This window comes from Streptosporangium sp. NPDC050148, from assembly GCF_055586505.1.
Genome location: NZ_JBVJIA010000001.1, coordinates 262238 through 280256, shown reverse-complemented (window position 1 = coordinate 280256; position 18019 = coordinate 262238). Strand labels below are relative to the sequence as shown.

General features: G+C 71.2%; 15 protein-coding genes. 8 read left to right on the top strand and 7 right to left on the bottom strand.

What is annotated here, in order from left to right:
• Nucleotides 1-28 precede the first annotated feature (28 nt).
• From ACZ6RT_RS01245 to ACZ6RT_RS01235, 3 genes are all read right to left on the bottom strand, one after another.
• Nucleotides 29-1423, bottom strand: coding sequence for a family 2B encapsulin nanocompartment shell protein (locus tag ACZ6RT_RS01245; RefSeq protein WP_470151740.1), 1395 nt, complete (start codon nucleotides 1421-1423; stop codon nucleotides 29-31).
• Nucleotides 1424-1924: 501 nt separating this feature from the next.
• A complete protein-coding gene (locus tag ACZ6RT_RS01240; protein WP_470151738.1) occupies nucleotides 1925-3112 on the bottom strand; it encodes a glycosyltransferase family 4 protein in 1188 nt (395 codons plus the stop codon).
• Nucleotides 3109-4017: a sulfotransferase family protein gene (locus ACZ6RT_RS01235; RefSeq protein WP_470151736.1), complete on the bottom strand. Its 909-nt coding sequence runs from the start codon at nucleotides 4015-4017 to the stop codon at nucleotides 3109-3111. The genes ACZ6RT_RS01240 and ACZ6RT_RS01235 overlap by 4 nt, the downstream gene beginning before the upstream one ends.
• 322 nt (nucleotides 4018-4339) lie before the next feature.
• Here ACZ6RT_RS01235 and ACZ6RT_RS01230 point away from each other — a divergent pair, with 322 nt between their 5' ends.
• Both ACZ6RT_RS01230 and ACZ6RT_RS01225 read left to right on the top strand, forming a co-directional pair.
• The gene (locus tag ACZ6RT_RS01230) at nucleotides 4340-4816 is read left to right on the top strand and encodes a hypothetical protein (RefSeq protein WP_470151734.1); all 477 of its coding nucleotides are present in this window, start codon (nucleotides 4340-4342) and stop codon (nucleotides 4814-4816) included.
• A 158-nt stretch (nucleotides 4817-4974) separates the two neighbouring features.
• A complete protein-coding gene (locus tag ACZ6RT_RS01225) occupies nucleotides 4975-5838 on the top strand; it encodes an NAD(+)/NADH kinase (protein ID WP_470151732.1) in 864 nt (287 codons plus the stop codon).
• A gap of 108 nt (nucleotides 5839-5946) precedes the next feature.
• Here the strand turns inward: ACZ6RT_RS01225 and ACZ6RT_RS01220 are convergent, their stop codons facing one another.
• On the bottom strand, nucleotides 5947-6300 hold the full coding sequence (locus ACZ6RT_RS01220) for a winged helix-turn-helix transcriptional regulator (RefSeq protein WP_399186927.1): 354 nt from the start codon (nucleotides 6298-6300) through the stop codon (nucleotides 5947-5949).
• Nucleotides 6301-6454: 154 nt separating this feature from the next.
• On the opposite strand from ACZ6RT_RS01220, the gene ACZ6RT_RS01215 reads away from it, so the two are divergent.
• Nucleotides 6455-7345 (top strand): NAD(P)-dependent oxidoreductase, encoded by an 891-nt coding sequence (locus ACZ6RT_RS01215; RefSeq protein ID WP_470151730.1) that lies wholly within the window; start codon nucleotides 6455-6457, stop codon nucleotides 7343-7345.
• An 11-nt stretch (nucleotides 7346-7356) separates the two neighbouring features.
• Here ACZ6RT_RS01215 and ACZ6RT_RS01210 read toward each other — a convergent pair whose 3' ends face one another.
• Nucleotides 7357-7938 carry a TetR/AcrR family transcriptional regulator gene (locus ACZ6RT_RS01210; RefSeq protein WP_399186929.1) on the bottom strand — a complete coding sequence of 194 codons (582 nt, stop codon included), beginning with the start codon at nucleotides 7936-7938 and terminating at the stop codon, nucleotides 7357-7359.
• Nucleotides 7939-8028: 90 nt separating this feature from the next.
• Between ACZ6RT_RS01210 and ACZ6RT_RS01205 the strand changes: the two genes are divergently transcribed.
• Entirely contained in the window at nucleotides 8029-8973 is a 945-nt protein-coding gene (locus ACZ6RT_RS01205) for an NAD(P)-dependent oxidoreductase (RefSeq protein WP_470151727.1), read from the top strand.
• A gap of 155 nt (nucleotides 8974-9128) precedes the next feature.
• A complete protein-coding gene (locus ACZ6RT_RS01200) occupies nucleotides 9129-10559 on the top strand; it encodes a pectate lyase family protein (RefSeq protein WP_470151725.1) in 1431 nt (476 codons plus the stop codon).
• A 239-nt stretch (nucleotides 10560-10798) separates the two neighbouring features.
• Here ACZ6RT_RS01200 and ACZ6RT_RS01195 read toward each other — a convergent pair whose 3' ends face one another.
• Complete coding sequence (locus ACZ6RT_RS01195; protein ID WP_470151723.1) at nucleotides 10799-12325, bottom strand: glycoside hydrolase family 53 protein; 1527 nt, start codon at nucleotides 12323-12325, stop codon at nucleotides 10799-10801.
• A 94-nt stretch (nucleotides 12326-12419) separates the two neighbouring features.
• Complete coding sequence (locus ACZ6RT_RS01190; protein WP_470151721.1) at nucleotides 12420-14621, bottom strand: beta-galactosidase; 2202 nt, start codon at nucleotides 14619-14621, stop codon at nucleotides 12420-12422.
• A gap of 237 nt (nucleotides 14622-14858) precedes the next feature.
• Here ACZ6RT_RS01190 and ACZ6RT_RS01185 point away from each other — a divergent pair, with 237 nt between their 5' ends.
• Genes ACZ6RT_RS01185 through ACZ6RT_RS01175 form a run of 3 tightly spaced genes read left to right on the top strand, consistent with a single transcriptional unit; the run spans nucleotide 14859 to nucleotide 17970 of the window.
• Nucleotides 14859-16181 (top strand): ABC transporter substrate-binding protein, encoded by a 1323-nt coding sequence (locus tag ACZ6RT_RS01185; protein ID WP_470151719.1) that lies wholly within the window; start codon nucleotides 14859-14861, stop codon nucleotides 16179-16181.
• Complete coding sequence (locus ACZ6RT_RS01180) at nucleotides 16178-17080, top strand: carbohydrate ABC transporter permease (protein WP_399186935.1); 903 nt, start codon at nucleotides 16178-16180, stop codon at nucleotides 17078-17080. Before ACZ6RT_RS01185 ends, ACZ6RT_RS01180 begins: the two co-directional genes overlap by 4 nt.
• On the top strand, nucleotides 17080-17970 hold the full coding sequence (locus ACZ6RT_RS01175; RefSeq protein ID WP_470151716.1) for a carbohydrate ABC transporter permease: 891 nt from the start codon (nucleotides 17080-17082) through the stop codon (nucleotides 17968-17970). Before ACZ6RT_RS01180 ends, ACZ6RT_RS01175 begins: the two co-directional genes overlap by 1 nt.
• Nucleotides 17971-18019 lie beyond the last annotated feature (49 nt).

Genomic DNA, 18019 nt, shown 5'->3' with positions numbered 1-18019 from the left:
CCTCGCTCGGCTCCGTCCCCCTCGTTCCTCAGTGACCGATCTCGACGTCCTCCAGGATGCCGAGCGCGTCGGGCACCAGGACGGCCGCGGAGTAGTAGGCGCTGACCAGGTAGGAGATGATCGCCTTCTCGCTGATGCCCATGAACCGGACCGACAGGCTGGGCTGGTACTCGTCGGGGATGCCGGTCTGGTGCAGGCCGACGACCCCCTGGTTGTCCTCGCCGACGCGCATGGCCAGGATCGAGGTGGTCCGGGTCTCGGTGATGGGGATCTTGCTGCAGGAGAAGATCGGCACTCCCCGCCAGGCGGGCACCCCGCTGCCCCCGACGTCGACGCCCTGCGGGTAGAGGCCGCGCGCGTTGCACTCGCGGCCGAAGGCGGCGATGGCGTGCGGGTGGGCCAGGAAGAAGCTCGTGCTCCTGCGGCGGCTGAGCAGCTCGTCGAGGTCGTCGGGGGTCGGCGGCCCGGTGCGGGTGTGGATCCGCTGCTTGAGGTCGGCGTTGTGCAGCAGCCCGAACTCGCGGTTGTTGATCAGCTCGTGTTCCTGCCGCTCGCGCAGCACCTCGATCGTCAGCCGGAGCTGCTGCTCGACCTGGTCCATCGGGTCGTTGTAGAGGTCGGCCACCCGGCTGTGCACCCGCAGGACCGTCTGCGCGACGCTGAGCCGGTACTCCCGCGGGAGGAGCTCGTAGTCGACGAACGTCCCCGGCAGGTCGGGCTCTCCGGCGTGGCCCGCGGCCACCTCGACGGCGGCCTCGCCGTACTTGTTCTGCGGGCCCCGGGAGGCGGCCTCCAGCAGCCGCAGGTGCTCGCGGAGCCGCTCGGACCGCTCGACCACCTCCCAGAACGCCTGCTGGGGCAGGACCATCGCCGTTCCACCGGTGACCGCCCTGGCGGTGAACGGCCAGGTGTCCTCCGTCCTGGTCAGCGTCTCGTCGCCGAAGTGGTCGCCCGCCGCCAGCACGGTCAGCACGATCTCGTCGCCGTACGGCCCGCTGCCGACCTTGTTGACCTTGCCGTGCGCGATCACCACCACCTCGTCGGCGGGCTGCCCCGCCTGCACGAGCACGTCCCCGGCGGCGAAGTCCCGCTGGACGAACCGGCCCGCCAGCGCGTCGAGGACGTCGGTGTCGTCGAACCCGCGCAGCAGGGGCAGCTCGCACAGCTCGGCGGGGACGACCGCCACCTGCGACCCGGTGCTGGTGAAGCTGACCCGGCCGTCGCCGATCGTGTAGCTCAGCCGCCGGTTCACCCGGTAGGTGCCACCCGACACCTGCACCCAGGGGAGCATCCGCAGCAGCCACCGGGAGGTGATCTCCTGCATCTGGGGAGCCGATTTGGTCGTCGTCGCCAGATTGCGCGCGGCGTCCGTACTCAGACTCAGCTGCGACCGGCCGGCCTCGGGCTCCGTCACAACACACACCACCGATCCGTACTCGTATCCGACAGGGAGGAGAGGGCATGAATCGACCAGGGGAAAACGGCGATCAGTGGTGCCGAAAAAGGCGGAATCGTCGACCCCCCGACGCGCGGGACCGAATACGGTCCGCCGTCGTGGACGCCTTGATTTTGGGTGACCGTTAAATGAATTGTCAAGCAGCGGTGACGATCCGGTCCGTCATCGGTAAAAGCGCCGGACAATAAAGTGGGAAAAGTCTAATATCTTTGAACATCGCCGCCGCGCCGTACATGGTGGGCTTTTCCACCCGGAGACGCGGCGACTCCGGTTATCGTGCGTTATTTCCGGAACCTGGGGTGAGATCGGGCGAATCCAACGCACATCCTCTCCGGGCACGGTCATGCGCACGCGGGCGCGAAGCACTCCCGGTGACTCGTGAGGCGGCTCACGGAACACATCGCGAAGCGACCCGCGAAACAGTCGCGAAACGACTCGTGGAGCAGCGCGCAAAAAGGAGAAAAGCGTTCAGAGCGATTCTCCCCGACGGCGTTCCAGCAGCTCCGAGAACAGGTCCTCCCAGAGCGGCATGACGGCCTCGGGGGCGTACTCGCGCGCGGTGACGGCCGCTGCGGCGCCCATCCGCCTCCGCAGGCCGGGGTCCTCGATCAGCCGGATCATCGCCTCCGCCAGCGCGTCGACGTCCCGGGCCGGGACGAGCAGCCCGTCGACCCCGGGGGTGAGCACGTCGGCCGGGCCGGTCGGGCAGTCGAAGGCGACGACGGGCAGCCCCTGGGTCATGGCCTCGATCATCACCATCGGCAATCCCTCGAACCGGGAGCTGAGCACGTAGAAGGACGCCTTGGCCATCTCCTCGTCCAGGTGCTCGGTGCGTCCCATCAGGGCGACGACGTCCGACAGCCCGTGCTCGGCCGTCAGCGCCAGCAGCGCCTCCTTCTTCGGGCCGGTGCCGTAGATGCGCAGCCGCCAGCCCGGGTGGCGCTCGACGACCTTGGCGAACGCGGGGATCAGCAGGTCGAAGCCCTTCTGCCCGACGAGCCGCCCGGCCGCGACCACGAGCCCGTCCGGGCGGTCGGAAGGTGCCGGCCGCCCGGCGGCGACCGCGTTGGGGATGCGCACGACGGGGGTGCCGGGCAGCAGTTCCTGGTACTCCCCGCGGTCGGTCCCGGTGAGCACCGCCACCGCGTCCAGGGCGCCGTAGTGACGGGCGATCTGCGCACGGACCGCCTCGGGATGGGTGGCCAGGTTCATGTGCTCCTGCGCGACCCTGACGACACCGGCCGGGCCGCGACGGGCCGAGACGAGGTTCAGGGCGGGGCGGGTGGTGACTAGGACGCCCCCCTCCAGCGCGGAGACGTAGTCGATCACGGAACGTTCCACGCGTTCGGTGAAGTAGGAGGCGGCGAACTCGCCCGGGGGCACGATCTTGCCGCGGATCCGCCGCCAGGCCCGGCGTCCGAGCGAGTCGACGGGCCGCTCCCGGCGCTGGTCCGAGAGCGTCAGCAGGCGGACGCGCCCGTCGATCGGGAACTGCGGCCTCTCCCTGCGGCGCACCACACTGGCGATCTCGACGTCGTGCCCGGCGGCGGCCATCGCGTTCGCCTGGTTGATCACCGTGCGGATCGTCCCGCCCATGCCGTAGGCGTGCAGGAGCAGGTAGCGGATCGTCATGGCCTCCCGGCCGGGCGCCGTCACGAGGCCCCCTCACCGGGCAGGTATCCCCAGCTGCGGCACATCGGCCTGAGCGGCTCGGGAACCTCCTCGGGCGCCGGCAGGTCGCGTCCGGGCTGCACGGTCCCCGAACGGATCTTGTCCTTCCAGTCGCCGAGCCCCTTCTCCAGCACGGTCTGCTCGCCGTACGCCAGCATCCGCGGCTCCCAGGGGACGCCGAGGAAGTCGCACAGGCGGCGCGCCTGCGTCTCGGGGTCGGCGGTCAGGTCCTCGTAGCGCACGGTGCATCCCTCGAGCTCCCGGCGCGCCCGCTGCACGGCCTTCATGTAGCGCAGGGCGTCCAGCGCGGCCTCCTGCGGCGTCCTGCCGCCGGTGCCGCCGGTGCCGCCGGTGCCAGCTTCGTACCACGATCTCGCTATGGACGCCGGGTGACGCAGCAGGAAGACGAACCGCGCGTCCGGCCAGCAGGCGGCGATGCGCCGGTGGGCGAAGGCGTTGGCAGGGGTCTTGTCCACGAAGAACGTCTTGCCGCTCCTGACCAGCTCGCGATGGAGCACCCGGTCCCACAGCAGGTGCTCCAGGTCGGACCGGTCGTGCCCGAGCGCCCCCATGGCCTTCTCCGCCAGGGCGGTGCCGAACTCCACCCGCAGCCTGCGGACGTGCAGCTCGTGCGGGGCGTGCAGCATGGAGTGGGCGTTGAGCAGGGCCCGCAGCAGGGTGGAGCCGGACCTGACCGGGGAGAGGACGAAGACCGGGGCGACCAGCAGCCGGTCGGTCGCGGGGTCGGCGGGCGGCCTGAACGGCTCCTCGGCGGCCGGGGCCCTCGCCCCCGGAGATCTTCCCACCCTCGAACCGGTTTTCCCTACCCGGTTCACCTGGAATCCGGTGAGCCGCACAAGGGCGTCGTTGGCCTTACGCTGCCAGCTCATGGCGAGGCAGGCTACTCGACTTTCCTGGCATTTAACTGTGCGTTCACCGGACGTCACCTCTGCGTTCCGGAAATCCATCCTCGGGGACACCCCGGCTCGTGGGGCACCCCCGGTCCATCGGCCCGGATCGCGCGACGGTGGGCGATTCACCCGCGCCGGCCGGGGTAGTGAGACGTTCCCACAGCTCAGACGGCATGCGGCCGACGACGACCGGGCCGCACCGCACCGGGTCGCACCGCGCCGCACCGCGCGGCCGTGCGACCCCGGCCGCGCGGTACGGGCCCCGTGCCGTCCGAGCCCGCCACGCCCCCGCGAGGAGGAGATGTCAGTGACCCACGACGTACGCCCGGAGGCGTCCGCCCCCCAGGATCAGCCGGAGCGGCTCTCCTACCCGGACCCGTCCGGAAGCCGGGTGGACCCCGAGGAGAAGCTGGCACCGGACGTCGACGACGCGACCGCCGAGGCGCTGGGCAAGCTCTCCGAGGCGCTGGAGACCACCGACCGGGCCCGCGGTCACCTGTACACCTTCCACCAGCTGACCGGGCACGCCGACTTCCAGCTCGACGAGGCCGTGGAACTGCTGCGCGCCGCGGGCCGGGACGACATGGCGGAGCTGGTGACCCGCGAGCTGATCGGCCGCGACGTGCTGCCCGGCCGGTGGACCTTCCAGATCATGGAGGAGTACGAGGACGGCTACTACGGCGTCTTCGCCGACGTGGAGCGGCGGGTCAGACAGGAGCTGGCGGGCGGGCGCCGCCACATCCACGAGGCACGGCTGAAGAGGCGCCGCCAGGGCTGATCGTTTTTTCCCGGCGGCCTCGCCCCGCCCGTTCCCCTGCCGGGACGGGACCGGAACCGGTCCGGACCGCGCACCCCGTCCGCGCCCCGTCCACGCCCTGCCCGCACCGCTCCCCGCGGTGTGCGGGGCGCTGGACGGGTCCCCGTACAGTGTGAGGCATGGGGATGGTCAAGACCGTGGGGCTGGTTCTGCACCCGCAGCGCGATTCGAAGGTGGCCATCGACACGATCGTCGAGTGGGCCCGGGGCCGCGACGTCACGGTGATGGGGCTTCCGGACGAGGTGGGGCGGATCGACTGCAGCGCCGTGTCGGTCGACACCGAGACGCTGATCGACCGCGCCGACCTGCTCGTCAGCCTGGGCGGTGACGGCACGATGCTGCGCACCATGCGCCTCAGCTCCGGGAGGAAGACCCCGGTCCTCGGGGTCAACCTCGGCAGGCTGGGGTTCCTCGCGGAGATCGACATCGACGACCTTCCGCCCGCGCTGTCGGCCATCGACAACCACGACTACACGATCGAGCCGCGCATGGCGGTGTGCGTGACCCTGCCCGACGGCACCCTGATGACCGCGTTCAACGACATCGCCCTGGTCCGGATCCCCGGCGACGGGCTCTCGGCGGTGGCGATCACCGTGGAAGGGCACTCCTTCGTCCGGTACGCGGCCGACGCGGTGATCGTCGCGACCCCCACCGGGTCGACCGCCTACAGCTTCTCCGCGGGCGGTCCCATCGTCTCGCCGAACGTGGAGGGGTTCCTCGTGGTCCCTGCCGCGGCGCACTCGTCGTTCAACCGGGCCATCGTGCTCTCGGCCGACGAGCGGGTCACCCTGGAGCTGCTGCCGACCAGCGGCACGCTGGCCGTGGAGGTGGACGGCGCGGTCAGGGCGCACCTGTCGCCCGGGGACGAGCTCGGCGTCACGGCGATGCGCGCCGCGGCCTGGGTGGTCCGCCTCGGCACGACGAGCTTCTACGAGCGCGCCCGCCGCAAGCTCCGCGTCAACGGCAGCGCCGAGGTCGACTGACCCTCCCGGTCTCTCCCCCGCACCTGCCGGATCCTCCGCGCGGTGTCGACGGTGGGCGGGAGCGCAGGACCAGGCGGTGACGGGGCCTGCCGATCCGTCCGCGCCGGTTCACCCCACCTGGTCCCACGGGATGGCCTCGATGCGCTCGACGTGCTCCTCGCCCCACTCCCCGAGCGGTGCCATCGCGGTGTTCAGTGAACGACCGAACTCGGTGAGCGAGTACTCCACCTTCGGCGGGACCTGGTGGTAGACCTCGCGATGCAGCAGCCCGGTGGTCTCCATCTCCCGCAACTGCAGGATCAGCACCCGCTCGCTGATGCCGGGCACCGCGCGCCGCAACTCCCCGAAGCGCAGGGGACCCTCCTGGAGCGCGAACAGGATCAGTCCCTTCCACTTGCCTCCCATGACGGCGACGGCGGCGTCGAGACCGCAGGTGAACGTCCGCTTCTTCGTCTCTTTCACCTGCCCATACTGACACTTATGTCAGTACCCGGCAAAAATGTCGGTACTTGAGAGAATGCAGGCGTTCTGGCCAGCATGGACCAGGCCCGCGTCGGACCACGACGGTCTCAGGACAGCGCGCCCGTCCCCTTGTCCCCATGGCTGGAGCATGCACATGACCGCAAAGAACCTGACACCCGTGACCGTCATCGGACTGGGCTCGATGGGCACGGCACTGGCCGAGGCCTTCGTCAAGGCCGGACACCCGACCACCGTCTGGAACAGAACCGCCGCCAAAGCCGCGCCCCTCATCGCCATGGGAGCCAGGCCTGCGGAGGCCGTCGAGGACGCGGTGACGGCAGGTCCCCTGGTCGTCACCTGCCTGACCACCTTCGATGACACCCGGTCGGCACTGCGGCCCGCCGGTGCCTCGCTGCGGGGACGGGCCCTGGTCACCCTCAACAGCGGTTCCCCCGCCGGCGCCCGCGAGACGGCCGCCTGGGCCCTCGACCACGGCGCCCGGTTCCTGGCCGGCGCGGTCAAGAACGTGCCCTCGGCCGTGGGGGCGCCGGACACCCTGCTGTACTACAGCGGCGACAAGGCGGTCTTCGAGGAGTTCGAGACGACCCTGAAGGTGCTGGGCGGCGACACCGTCCACCTCGGCGACGAGACCGACCTGGCCGCCCTGTACGAGATGGCGGTGGGTGCCATGCTGCTGCCGGCTCTCGTCGGCTTCTTCCAGGGCGCCGCCGCGGTCCAGGCGCGCGGGCTGGAGGTGAGCACGATGGTGCGCTTCTCCGGCAAGTGGCTGGACATGATCAAGTCCCTGCTGCCGGTCTACGCCGAGGAGATCGACGGCGGCGACTACACCGACGCCGCCTCCTCGGTGAACCTCTTCCTGGCGGCGGCGGCCCACGACGACGACCTGGCCGGGGAGACGAACGTCGACACGGCCTGGCTCGCCCCGCTCCACGACCTGGTGAGGCGGGCGGCCGAGGCGGGACACGGCGATCACAGCATCTCGGCCCTCACGGAGGTGCTCAGGAAGCCGGCGCGGCAGCCGTAAGCCGGCTCGACTCATCGGTAGGAGTCGATGAGCCGTGCGAGGTGCCTGCCGGCGATCTCCAGCGGCGCCTCGCTCTGGGACACCTGCGCCGACAGCTCCGCGCCCTCCAGCATGTTGATCACGCTGTGGGCGAGGTCGTGCGCAACGTCGTCGGCGAAGCCGGAGCGGGTGAGTTTGTCGCGGACCAGCGTGCGCCAGTTCTCGTAGGCGTCCTCTGCGGCCCGCTGGATCTCGGGCACCCGGCCTGCGCTCTCCAGCGCCGTGGTGGTGACGGGGCACCCGTCCAGCCAGCCGGACGCGCGCAGCCCCTCGGCCAGGTCGCGGGTGCAGGCGACGATCGCCGACGCCGGATCGTCCTCCTGCTCGAACGCCCTGCGCAGGAATCCCGCGAACTCCCCGTCCCCGTGGCGGACCGCCTCGACCGCCAGCTCCCGCTTGCCTCCCGGGAAGAAGTGGTAGACCGAGCCCAGTGTGGCCCGGGCCTCCTGGGAGATCTGCTTGAGGCCCGTCGCCTCGTACCCCTGCCGCTGCATCAGGCGGGAGGTCGTCCGGACGATCCGCTCCCGGGTGCCGATCTCGTGCTGGGTCCGCATGGCTCTCATCGTACTAGGTAGAGCGTTCGTTCTAGTCATGCTACCGTTTTTCTGGATAGAGCGTTCGTTCTACTGATGAGGAGATCGTGGATGAAGTCCGTGACGGTGATCGGGCTGGGCCCCATGGGGCAGGCCATGGCCGGCGCCTACCTCGACGGCGGCTACGAGGTGACCGTATGGAACCGCACGACCGCCAGGGCGGACGAGCTGGTGGCGCGGGGCGCGAGGAGAACGGAATCCGTCGAGGCGGCCCTCACCGCCGGCGGACCGGTGGTGCTGAGCCTGACCGACCACGACGCGACGGACGCCGTCCTGGCGCAGGCCCCGGAAGCCGCCCTGGCCGGACGCACCCTGGTCAACCTCACCTCCGACACCCCGGACGGGGCACGTCAGACGGCCGCGTGGCTGGCCAGGCGCGGGGCCGTGCACATCACCGGTGGTGTGCAGGTGCCGCCTCCGGGCATCGGCACGCCTGATGCCATGACCTACTACAGCGGACCGAAGGACGCGGTCGAGGGGCACAGGCCCGCCCTGGAGGTGCTGACCGGGATCGAGTACCTGGGCGAGGACCCCGGACTGGCGGCGCTGTACTACCAGATCGGGATCGACATGTTCTGGACGGCGCTGGCAGGCTACCTGCACGGCCAGGCGGTGGCGGAGGCCAACGGCATCTCGGCCGAGGATTTCCTGCCGCACGCGGTGAAGACCATGGACCTCCGCTATTTCCTGGAGTTCTACGCGCCACGCATCGCCGCGGGCGACCACGAGGGGGACGTCGACCGGATCTCCATGGGCGCGGCGAGCCTGGAACACGTGCTGCACACCACACGGGCGTCCGGCGTCGACGACTCGATCCCGGCCGCCGTCCTGGAGATCTTCCGCCAGGGCATCGCCTCCGGTCACGGCCGGGACAGCCTCACGAGCCTGATCGGCGTGCTGAGGCAGCGCCGACGTACCACCGGCCCGGTTCCGGGAGATGGCCTCGATCCTTCCACGGGGTCGCGACCCGACGGCCCGCAACACTTCCTGTCATGAAACTTCCACGGACGGGTTGACACCGGGAAAGCGCTTACCTAGCTTGTGGGTTACTCGCTCACCGGTGCCGATCCGCCCCGGTGAACGCGAGTACTCGCTGGGGGGATCCGAAGCGCAGGCCACACCGGCCTGCCGGACCGGCAAGGAGCTCGAACGTGTTCCACAGAATCAGCAGGAAGACGGCCGGCGCGGCGATCGCCGTGACGGCCCTGGCTCTCTCGGGAGCGGTGGCAGGGGTCTCGTCGGCCGCCGCCGCCGCGCCCGCACCCGGTACCTACAACCTGGTCAACAACGCCAGCGGCCTGTGCCTGACCGTGCCGGGCGCCGGCTCCTCCAACGGCGTCCAGCTCACCCAGAGCGGCTGCGGCGGCGCGGGCCAGGCCTGGGCCTTCACCGGCAGCGGCGGCACGCTCAAGGCCACGCACAGCGGTATGTGCGCGGGCGTCCAGGACGCGAGCACCTCGGCCGGCAAGGCCGTGCAGCAGCAGACCTGCTCGGGCGGCAGCTCGCAGAACTGGAACCTGAGCCAGTCCGGGTCCAGCTACCGGGTGATCAACGCCAACGGCGGCAAGTGCCTCAACGTCAAGGACAGCTCCACCGCCTCCGGCGCCCTGATCCAGCAGAACTCCTGCGACTCGGTGGCGAGCAAGCAGTGGAGGCTCGTCCCGGCCGGCGGCGGCAACCCCGACCCGACCCCGACGCCCACCGTCACCCCGACCGTCAACCCTCCCCAGACCGGCCTGGTCGGCTGGGCGACCCAGGGCGGCGGCACCACCGGTGGCGGCAACGCCCCCACCACCACGGTCACCAGCTCCTCGGCGCTGAGCAGCGCCCTGTCGTCGAGCAGCGCGGCGGTCATCCGGGTCTCGGGCACGATCTCCTGCTCCGGGATGCTCAAGGTCGGCTCGAACAAGACCGTCCTCGGCAACCCGGGCGCCACGATCGCGGGCTGCGGGCTCAACATCTCCAACGCGTCCAACGTCATCGTCCGCAACATCAGCTTCCGTGACTGGAACGACGACGGCATCCAGGTGCAGTACTCCACCCGGGTCTGGATCGACCACAACACCTTCAGCAACGGCTACGACGGTGCGGTGGACGTCAAGCGGGCCAGCGACTACGTCACCATCTCCTGGAACAAGGTGACCAACCACAACAAGTCCATGCTGCTCGGCCACGACGACGGCAACGGCAGCGAGGACAGGGGCCACCTGCGGGTGACCTACCACCACAACTGGTTCGACGCCACCACCCAGCGCCACCCGCGCGTGCGCTTCGGCAACCCGGTGCACGTCTACAACAACTACTACGGCGGCGTCACCGGCTACGGCGTGGCCTCCACCGAGGGCGCGGGCGTCCTGGTCGAGGGCAACTACTTCGAGAACACCGACGACCCGTACCACCTGGGCGAGGGTGACTCCGGCCCGGGCACCCTGGTGGCCCGCAACAACCACTTCGTCGGCTCCGGCTCCGGCCAGGCCGGTGGCAGCGTGGCCTCCATCCCCTACTCCTACTCCCTCGACACCGCCTCCAGCGTCAAGTCGATCGTGACCGCCGGCGCCGGCGCCGGCCGGATCTCCGTCTGATCCCGCTCGACCAGGCCCCGGGCCGGCCCGCCTGACCGGGGCCGCCCCGGACCGGGGCGGGTGGGGCGGCCGGGCCGACCGGCCGCCCCACCCGCCTCACGCCGCCTCCCGGACGGCCCTCGCCCACCTGCGGGCGGGAGCCGTCCGGCGTCGGGACCGGTGACGGTTCAGGGGCCGGTGACGGTTCAGGGGCCGGTGACGGTTCAGGGGCCGGTGACGGTTCAGGGGCCGGTGACGGTTCAGCGGGGGCCGAACTGCGCCAGCGCGGGCAGCGCCCGGTCGGCGAAGTCGAACAGCGCCTGGTTCTCCCACCCATTGCCCGAGGACGGGTCGGCCGGGTCCCAGCCGTTGCCGGTCACCGCGGTCCAGGCGGGCTCCCAGTAGACGAAGCCGAGCCCGCGGCCGTTCGGTACGGCCTGCACGACGCTCGCCACGTCGCGGAGCATCGCCGACTGGCCCGCGGGGGAGGCCGGATAGCCGGGGTAGGGCGTCGCGGCGGTGATGATGTTGGTCAGCGCGTCGTCGTTGCCGGTGGTGAACGGGTAGGCGGTCTCGGCCAGCAGGACCGGCCTGCCGTACCGGGAGGCGATGTCGTCGACGTTGGCCTGGAACTCGCCGAGCGTTCCGTGCCAGTAGGGGTAGTAGGACACGCCGATCACGTCGTAGCGGACGCCGTTGGCCGCGGCGCTGTCGAACCACCAGCGGAACAGCGCGTTGTCGCCGCCCTCGGCGAGGTGCAGCACGACCCTGGTCGAGGACGACACCGCCTTGACCGCGTCGTAACCGGAGTTCAGCAGCTGGGCGAGGTTGCCGAAGTTCGCGCTGCGGCCGTCCTCCCAGAGCATGCCGTCGTTGATCTCGTTGCCGACCTGGACCATGTCGGCGGTCGTGCCCTGCGCCTTGAGGGCGTTCAGCACGTCGTAGGTGTGGTCGTGCACCGCGGCCTTGAGCTGCGCGAACGAGTGGCCGGTCCAGGCGGCGGGCTTGTACTGCTTGCCGGGGTCGGCCCAGGTGTCGGAGTAGTGGAAGTCGACCAGCAGCCCCATGCCCAGGGCCTTGACCCGCCTGGCCACGGCCAGCACGTGCGCCTTGTCGTTGTAGCCGTCGGCCGGGTTCACCCAGACCTTGAGCCGGACGAGGTTCATCCCGGCCGAGCGCAGGATCTCCAGCGCGTCCCCGCGGGTGCCCGAGGCGGTGTGGTACCTGCCGCCGAGCGCCTCGGACTTGGCCAGGCCGGAGGTGTCGCCTCCCCTGACCGCGAGCGTCGCGGCACCCGGGCCGAAGGTGACGTCGTCGAAGTTGGCCCAGCCTCCGGCCGCCGCCGCGGAGCCGAGGGCGACGGTGCACCTGCCGCCGGTCACGGTCTGGGTGACCGCGATCCTGATCCACTCGGACGAGCCGACCGGCAGGTAGGTCCGCTTCTCCGCCGGGCCGCAGTTGCGCAGCGCGATCCAGCTCTGGCTCATGGCCCCGGCCCTGACCCGGGCCCGGAGCGTGTAGGTGCCCGAGCTCAGGCCGGTCAGCGTCTGGTGGGTCTCGACGGTGTAGGCGTTCGAGGACCAGTGGGACAGGCGGTAGGAGCCGGTGTGGCCACCGGCCTCGGAGAAGTCGGCGGCGGCGGTGCCGCCGGTGCTCCACCCGGGCGGCGCCGCGACGGCACCGCCCGTCTCGAAGCCGCCGTTGGTGATCGTCGGGGCGGCCTGGGCCGGTGACGGCGCCAGGACCGCGGCGGCGCAGGTCAGCAGCGCCACCAGGATCTTCTTCATGGGGTCCTCACTTCGGGAAGGGGTGGTACGGACGGTCCCCCGAGGCCCCCGGTGACGCGCCGCGGTCAGGTGGCCGGCGCGGCAGCGGGGAAGATCATGTGTTCCCGGCGAGCTCGACGACCACGACGCCGCCGGCCGGTACGGTCGCCGACCCGGTGTGCCGCGTCCCGTCGAGCAGGCCGGTGCCGTTCACCTCCGGGACCGTGACCGGCCGGTCGCCGTGGTTGAGCAGGAACAGGTGGCGGCCCCGGCGTACCCGTTCGAGGGTGTCGGGCAGGCCGCGCGGGCGGGAGACCCCCGCGCGGTCGAGCACCGCGCGCAGCAGCACCCGCAGGTCCCCGCCGCCCGAGCCCTCCCCGGGAGCGGGGGCCGGGTCGAGGGCCGGGACGGAGCCCGCGCCGGGGACAGGGTCGGGGGCCTGGACGGAGGCCGCGCCAGGGATCGGGTCGGGGGCCGCGCCGGGGGCCGGGTCGAGGGCGGTCGCGACGTACCAGGCGGTGCCCGCTCCCAGCTCGTGGCGGGTCACCGCGGGGTGGCCCGCGTCCGGCCCGCCGGTGAAGACGCCCACGGCGCGCGCCCCGGCGAGACGGATCCGCTCCGACCAGATCCGGCCGTTCATCCGGCCGTTCGTCCGGCCCTCGACGCCGTCGCCCGTCCCGCCACCGGAACCCCCGTCCCCGCCCTCGCCCGCGGCACCGACGCCGACACCGACACCGACACCGACGGTGCCGTTCTCCGGCAGGGGGTGGAACTCCTCCACCGACAGGCCGAGCACGTCGCGCAGCGCGCCGGGGTGGGCGCCCGGGTGGATGGTGTCGTTCTCGTCGACGATCCCGGAGAAGTACGAGACGACCAGGTGACCTCCGGCCTCGACGTAGCGGCGCAGGTTCTTGCCGGACGCCTCGGTGAGCAGGTAGGAGCTCGGCGCGACCACCAGCCGGTACGCCGACAGGTCGGCGGAGGGGTGGACGAAGTCGACGGTCACGTGCTCGCGCCAGAGCGCCTCGTAGAAGGCCTCCACCCGCTCGCGGAACCTCAGGTCCACCGAGGGACGCCACTCCAGCTCCAGCGCCCAGTACGACTCCCAGTCCCACACCAGCGCGACCTCGGCCTCGACCCGGGAGCCGCGCACCCCGGCCAGCCCGCGCAGCTCGGTACCGAGGGCGACCACGTCGCGCCACAGGCCGGAGTCGGTGCCGGCGTGCGGCAGCATCGCCGAGTGGAACTTCTCCGCGCCGTGGCGGGAGGCCCGCCACTGGAAGAACAGCACCGAGTCCGACCCCCGGGCGACGTGCGCGAGGCTGTTGCGCCGCATCTCCCCGGGCCGCTTGGCGAGGTTGCGCGGCTGCCAGTTGACGGCACCGGTGGAGTGCTCCATGAGCATCCACGGCCGCCCGCCCGCCACCGAGCGGGTGAGGTCGGCCGCCATGGCGAGCTCGATGTGGCCGTCGGCGCGCCCGGCGTCGAGGTAGTGGTCGTTGGAGACGACGTCCACCTCGCCCGCCCAGCGCCAGTAGTCCATCGGCTCACAGTTGGGGATCATGAAGTTGGTGGTGACCGGCAGGGCGCCGAAGCGGCGGACCGCGTCGCGCTCGCGGCGGAAGTTGGTGATGTGCGCGTCCACCGAGAAGCGGGCGTAGTCGAGCTGCAGGGCGGTGAGCTGGCCGACCGGCCCGAGCCTGGGCGGTTCCACCTCCTCGAACGAGCCGTAGGTCAGCCCCCAGAACGTGGTGCCCCACGCGGCGTTGAGGGCGGCCACGTCCCCGTGCCGCTCGCGCAGCCACTCGCGGAACGCCTCGGCCGAGGTCTCGCAGTAGCAGCGCGCGTTCGCCCAGCCGTACTCGTTGTGGACGTGCCACATGACGACCGCCGGGTGGGCGGCGTAGCGGGCGGCGAGCCGGCCGGCGATCCGCTCGGAGGCGGCGGCGTACTCCGGTGAGCTGGGGCAGAAGCTGTGCCGCGACCCCCCGGCGATGACGTGGCCCTCCCGGTCGACGAGGCGGGAGCCCGGGTAGGCCGTCCTGAACCAGGTGGGCGGGGACGAGGTCGGCGTCGCCAGGTCGACCTTGACGCCCGCGCCGTCCAGCAGGTCGATGATCCGGTCCAGCCTGCCGAAGTCGTAGACGCCCTCGGCCGGCTCCAGCTGGCTCCAGGCGAAGATGCCGAGGCTGACCAGGTTCACCCCGGCCTCGCGCATCAGCCGGACGTCCTCGCGCCAGACCTCCTCCGGCCACTGCTCGGGGTTGTAGTCCCCGCCGTACGCGATGCCCTCCGGCAGGACGGGATATCCGGCCAACGACTCCCCCTCGAAATATCTTCTGTGAACGTGCACAGTAATGCAGGACCGGCATCTCGGGAAGAGGTCGACACCCCAAAGCCGGGGACGCGGGGAAGATCAGGGTTTAACAAGAACGTAACGGTCATTGACAGGGCGTATCGCGGGATTTCACTCTGTGAACGTTCACAGACTCTCCGGAGCGCCTCGCGGCCGATCCCCGCCTCCCATCCTCGAACGCCCGACACGGAGGAACACATGCATACGAAACGGCTCGTCGTGGCGGCGGCCACGGTCCTCGCCGCCGCCCTGGCCGCCGGGTGTTCCGGCAGCGCCCAGAACGCGGCCGCTCCGGCCGGGCAGGACGCGCCGAGTTCCGCCCCGGCGGGCCCGGTGACGCTCACCTACTGGAGCTGGGTCCCCAACATGGACAAGATCGCGGCCGTCTGGAACGCCGCGAACCCCGGCATCAAGGTGACGATCAGCAAGCAGGCCGGGGGCGACGACGCCGCCGCCAAGTTCCTGACCGCCGCCAAGGCGGGCAACCCCCCGGACCTGGTCCAGGCCGAGTACCAGATGCTGCCCTCCTTCGTCGCCGCCGACGCGTTGGCCGACATCGGCGCCGAGGTGGCGGCGATCAAGGGCGAGTTCGGCGAGGGCGTCTGGGGGCTGGTCACCCTGGGCACCGACGCCGTCTACGCCCTCCCCCAGGACAGCGGCCCGATGATGCTCTACTACCGCCGCGACCTGTTCGAGAAGTACGGCATCGAGGTGCCCAGGACCTGGGACGAGTACGCCGAGGCCGCCCGCACCGTACGGAAGAAGGACCCCGAGGCGTTCCTGGGCACCTTCTCCAGCAAGGACCCCGGCTCCTTCGTCGGCCTCGCCCAGCAGGCCGGCGCCCGGTGGTGGTCGATCAGCGGCGAGTCCTGGAAGGTCGCGGTCGACGACGAGCCCACCAGGAAGGTCGCCGACTACTGGGGCGGCCTGGTCAAGGAGGGCGTCATCGACGACCAGCCGTACTTCACCCCCGAGTGGAACAAGGCGCTCAACGACGGCAGGCTGCTGACCTGGCCGTCGGCCGTCTGGGGTCCCGGCGTGCTGTCCAGCAACGCGCCCAAGGGCAAGGGGAGGTGGGCGATCGCCCCGCTGCCGCAGTGGAACGCCGGTGAGAACGCCACCGGCTTCTGGGGCGGCTCCTCCACCGCGGTCGCCGCCAAGTCCGCCAACCGGGCCGCCGCCGCGAAGTTCGCGACCTGGCTGAACACCGACCCCGAGGCCCTGGCCCTGCTCGTCGAGGAGGGCGCCGTCTACCCGGCCGCCACCAAGGGCGGCACCCTGCTCGGCAAGGCCCCGGACTACTTCTCCAACCAGCCCGACTTCTGGCGGCAGGCCGCCGCGATCTCCGCCACCGCGCGCGGGTTCACCTTCGGGCCCAACGTCAACGTGACGTACAACGCCTTCAAGGACGCCTTCGACAAGGCCGTCCAGGACGGATCCGCCTTCTCCGACGCCGTCGGGAAGATGCAGGAGGCGACGGTCGCCGACATGCAGAAGTCCGGATTCCAGATCGCCCCATGAGACGGCCGCACGACGGCGCCCGCACCGCGGGCGCCGTCCCCTACCTCTTCCTCGCCCCCGCGCTGGCGCTGTTCGCGCTCTTCATGGCCGTTCCCGTCGTCTACACGGCCTACCTGAGCCTGCGCCGCACCAAGGTCTCCGGGCTGGGCCTGGGCAAGGGCTCGCGCCGCGAGGTGTACGCGGGCCTCGACAACTACACCGCCGCCCTGCGCGACACCGAGCTGTGGGCGGGCTGGCTGCGCGTGCTGGGCTACGGCCTGCTGGTGCTCGCGGTCATGCTCGGCCTGGCGCTGCTGTTCGCGCTGCTGCTGGACTCCGCGCACGTGCGCCTGGCCCGCTTCTCCAGGATCGCCGTCTTCCTGCCGTACGCGGTCCCGGGCGTGGCCGCCAGCCTGATCTGGGGCTTCCTCTACCTGCCGAGCCTCAGCCCGATCCGCCAGGTGCTCGACGTGGACCTGCTCGGCACCGGCGCGGTGGTCTTCTCCATGGCCAACGTCGCGGTCTGGGGCGGCGTCGGCTTCAACATGCTGGTGCTCTACACCGCCCTGCGGGCCGTGCCCAGGAGCTACTACGAGGCCGCCAGGATGGACGGGGCGAGCGAGCTGCAGGTGGCGCTCCGGATCAAGATCCCGATCCTGCTGCCCGCGATCATCCTCACCACGGTGTTCTCCATCATCGCCACCGTCCAGGTGTTCACCGAGCCGACCACCCTGCGGCCGCTGACGAACACGATCAGCTCGACCTGGAGTCCGCTCATGAAGGTCTACCGCGACGCCTTCGTCACCGGCGACCTCTACTCGGCCGCCGCCACCTCGATCGTCATCGCGGCGATCTCCCTGGTCCTGTCGTTCGGCTTCCTGCGCCTGGTCCGCGACCGCGCCTTCGGAGGGGAGGGCTGATGGCCGTCACCACCCTTCCGGAGGGCACGGCCGGATCCCGCCGCGCCGCCCCGCCGCGACGCCGGCCGCTCGGGATCGCACCGACCGCGATCCTGCTGCTGGGCGCGCTGTACTGCCTGCTGCCGGTCGGCTGGGTGCTGGTGGCCGCCACCAAGTCCAAGGCGGAGCTGTTCTCCACCGCGACCTTCGCGCCCGGGACCGGCCTGCTGTCCAACCTCGCCGACCTGGCCGCCTACCGCGACGGCGTGTTCTGGCTGTGGATGTTCAACACGCTGCTGTACGCGGGCGGCGGCGCCCTGCTGTCCACCGCCGTCTCCGCGATCTCCGGCTACGCCCTGGCCAAGTACCGCTTCCCCGGCCGGAACCTCATCTTCAACCTGCTGCTCGGCGGCGTGCTGATGCCGTCCGTGGTGCTGGCCGTCCCGCAGTACCTGCTGTTCTCCCGGGCCGGGCTCGCCGACACCTACTGGTCGGTCCTGCTCCCGCAGATCCTGAGCCCGTACGGCATCTATCTCGCGCGCGTCTACGCCGGGGCGGCCGTCCCGGACGTCCTGCTGGAGGCGGGGCGCATCGACGGCGCCGGTCACCTGACGCTGCTGCGCCGGGTGGCCCTGCCGCTGATGCTGCCGGGCATGGTGACCGTCTTCCTGTTCCAGTTCGTCGCGATCTGGAACAACTTCCTGCTGCCGTTCATCATGCTGGGCGACGACCAGAGGTTCCCGCTGACCGTGGGCCTCTACACGCTGCTCGCGGCCGGGGCCAACCAGCCCTCGCTGTACAACCTGATCCTCACCGGCACGCTGCTGTCGATCGTCCCGCTGATCGCGCTCTTCCTGACCATGCAGCGCTACTGGCGGACCGACCTGGCCGGCGGGGCCGTGAAAATCTAGTGACCGGCTCGCCCGGCGGTCGGCGGGCCTTCGGCCGAGGGGACAATGG

Bases quoted from the DNA above. Each gene is read 5' to 3' on its own strand.
- ACZ6RT_RS01210 (WP_399186929.1), bottom strand. From the start codon at position 7,938: ATGCGGACCCAGCACGAGATCGGCACCCGGGAGCGGATCGTCCGGACG.
- ACZ6RT_RS01180 (WP_399186935.1), top strand. From the start codon at position 16,178: ATGAGACGGCCGCACGACGGCGCCCGCACCGCGGGCGCCGTCCCCTAC.
- ACZ6RT_RS01235 (WP_470151736.1), bottom strand. From the start codon at position 4,017: ATGAGCTGGCAGCGTAAGGCCAACGACGCCCTTGTGCGGCTCACCGGA.
- ACZ6RT_RS01175 (WP_470151716.1), top strand. From the start codon at position 17,080: ATGGCCGTCACCACCCTTCCGGAGGGCACGGCCGGATCCCGCCGCGCC.
- ACZ6RT_RS01225 (WP_470151732.1), top strand. From the start codon at position 4,975: ATGGGGATGGTCAAGACCGTGGGGCTGGTTCTGCACCCGCAGCGCGAT.
- ACZ6RT_RS01215 (WP_470151730.1), top strand. From the start codon at position 6,455: ATGACCGCAAAGAACCTGACACCCGTGACCGTCATCGGACTGGGCTCG.
- ACZ6RT_RS01230 (WP_470151734.1), top strand. From the start codon at position 4,340: ATGTCAGTGACCCACGACGTACGCCCGGAGGCGTCCGCCCCCCAGGAT.
- ACZ6RT_RS01195 (WP_470151723.1), bottom strand. From the start codon at position 12,325: ATGAAGAAGATCCTGGTGGCGCTGCTGACCTGCGCCGCCGCGGTCCTG.
- ACZ6RT_RS01185 (WP_470151719.1), top strand. From the start codon at position 14,859: ATGCATACGAAACGGCTCGTCGTGGCGGCGGCCACGGTCCTCGCCGCC.
- ACZ6RT_RS01205 (WP_470151727.1), top strand. From the start codon at position 8,029: ATGAAGTCCGTGACGGTGATCGGGCTGGGCCCCATGGGGCAGGCCATG.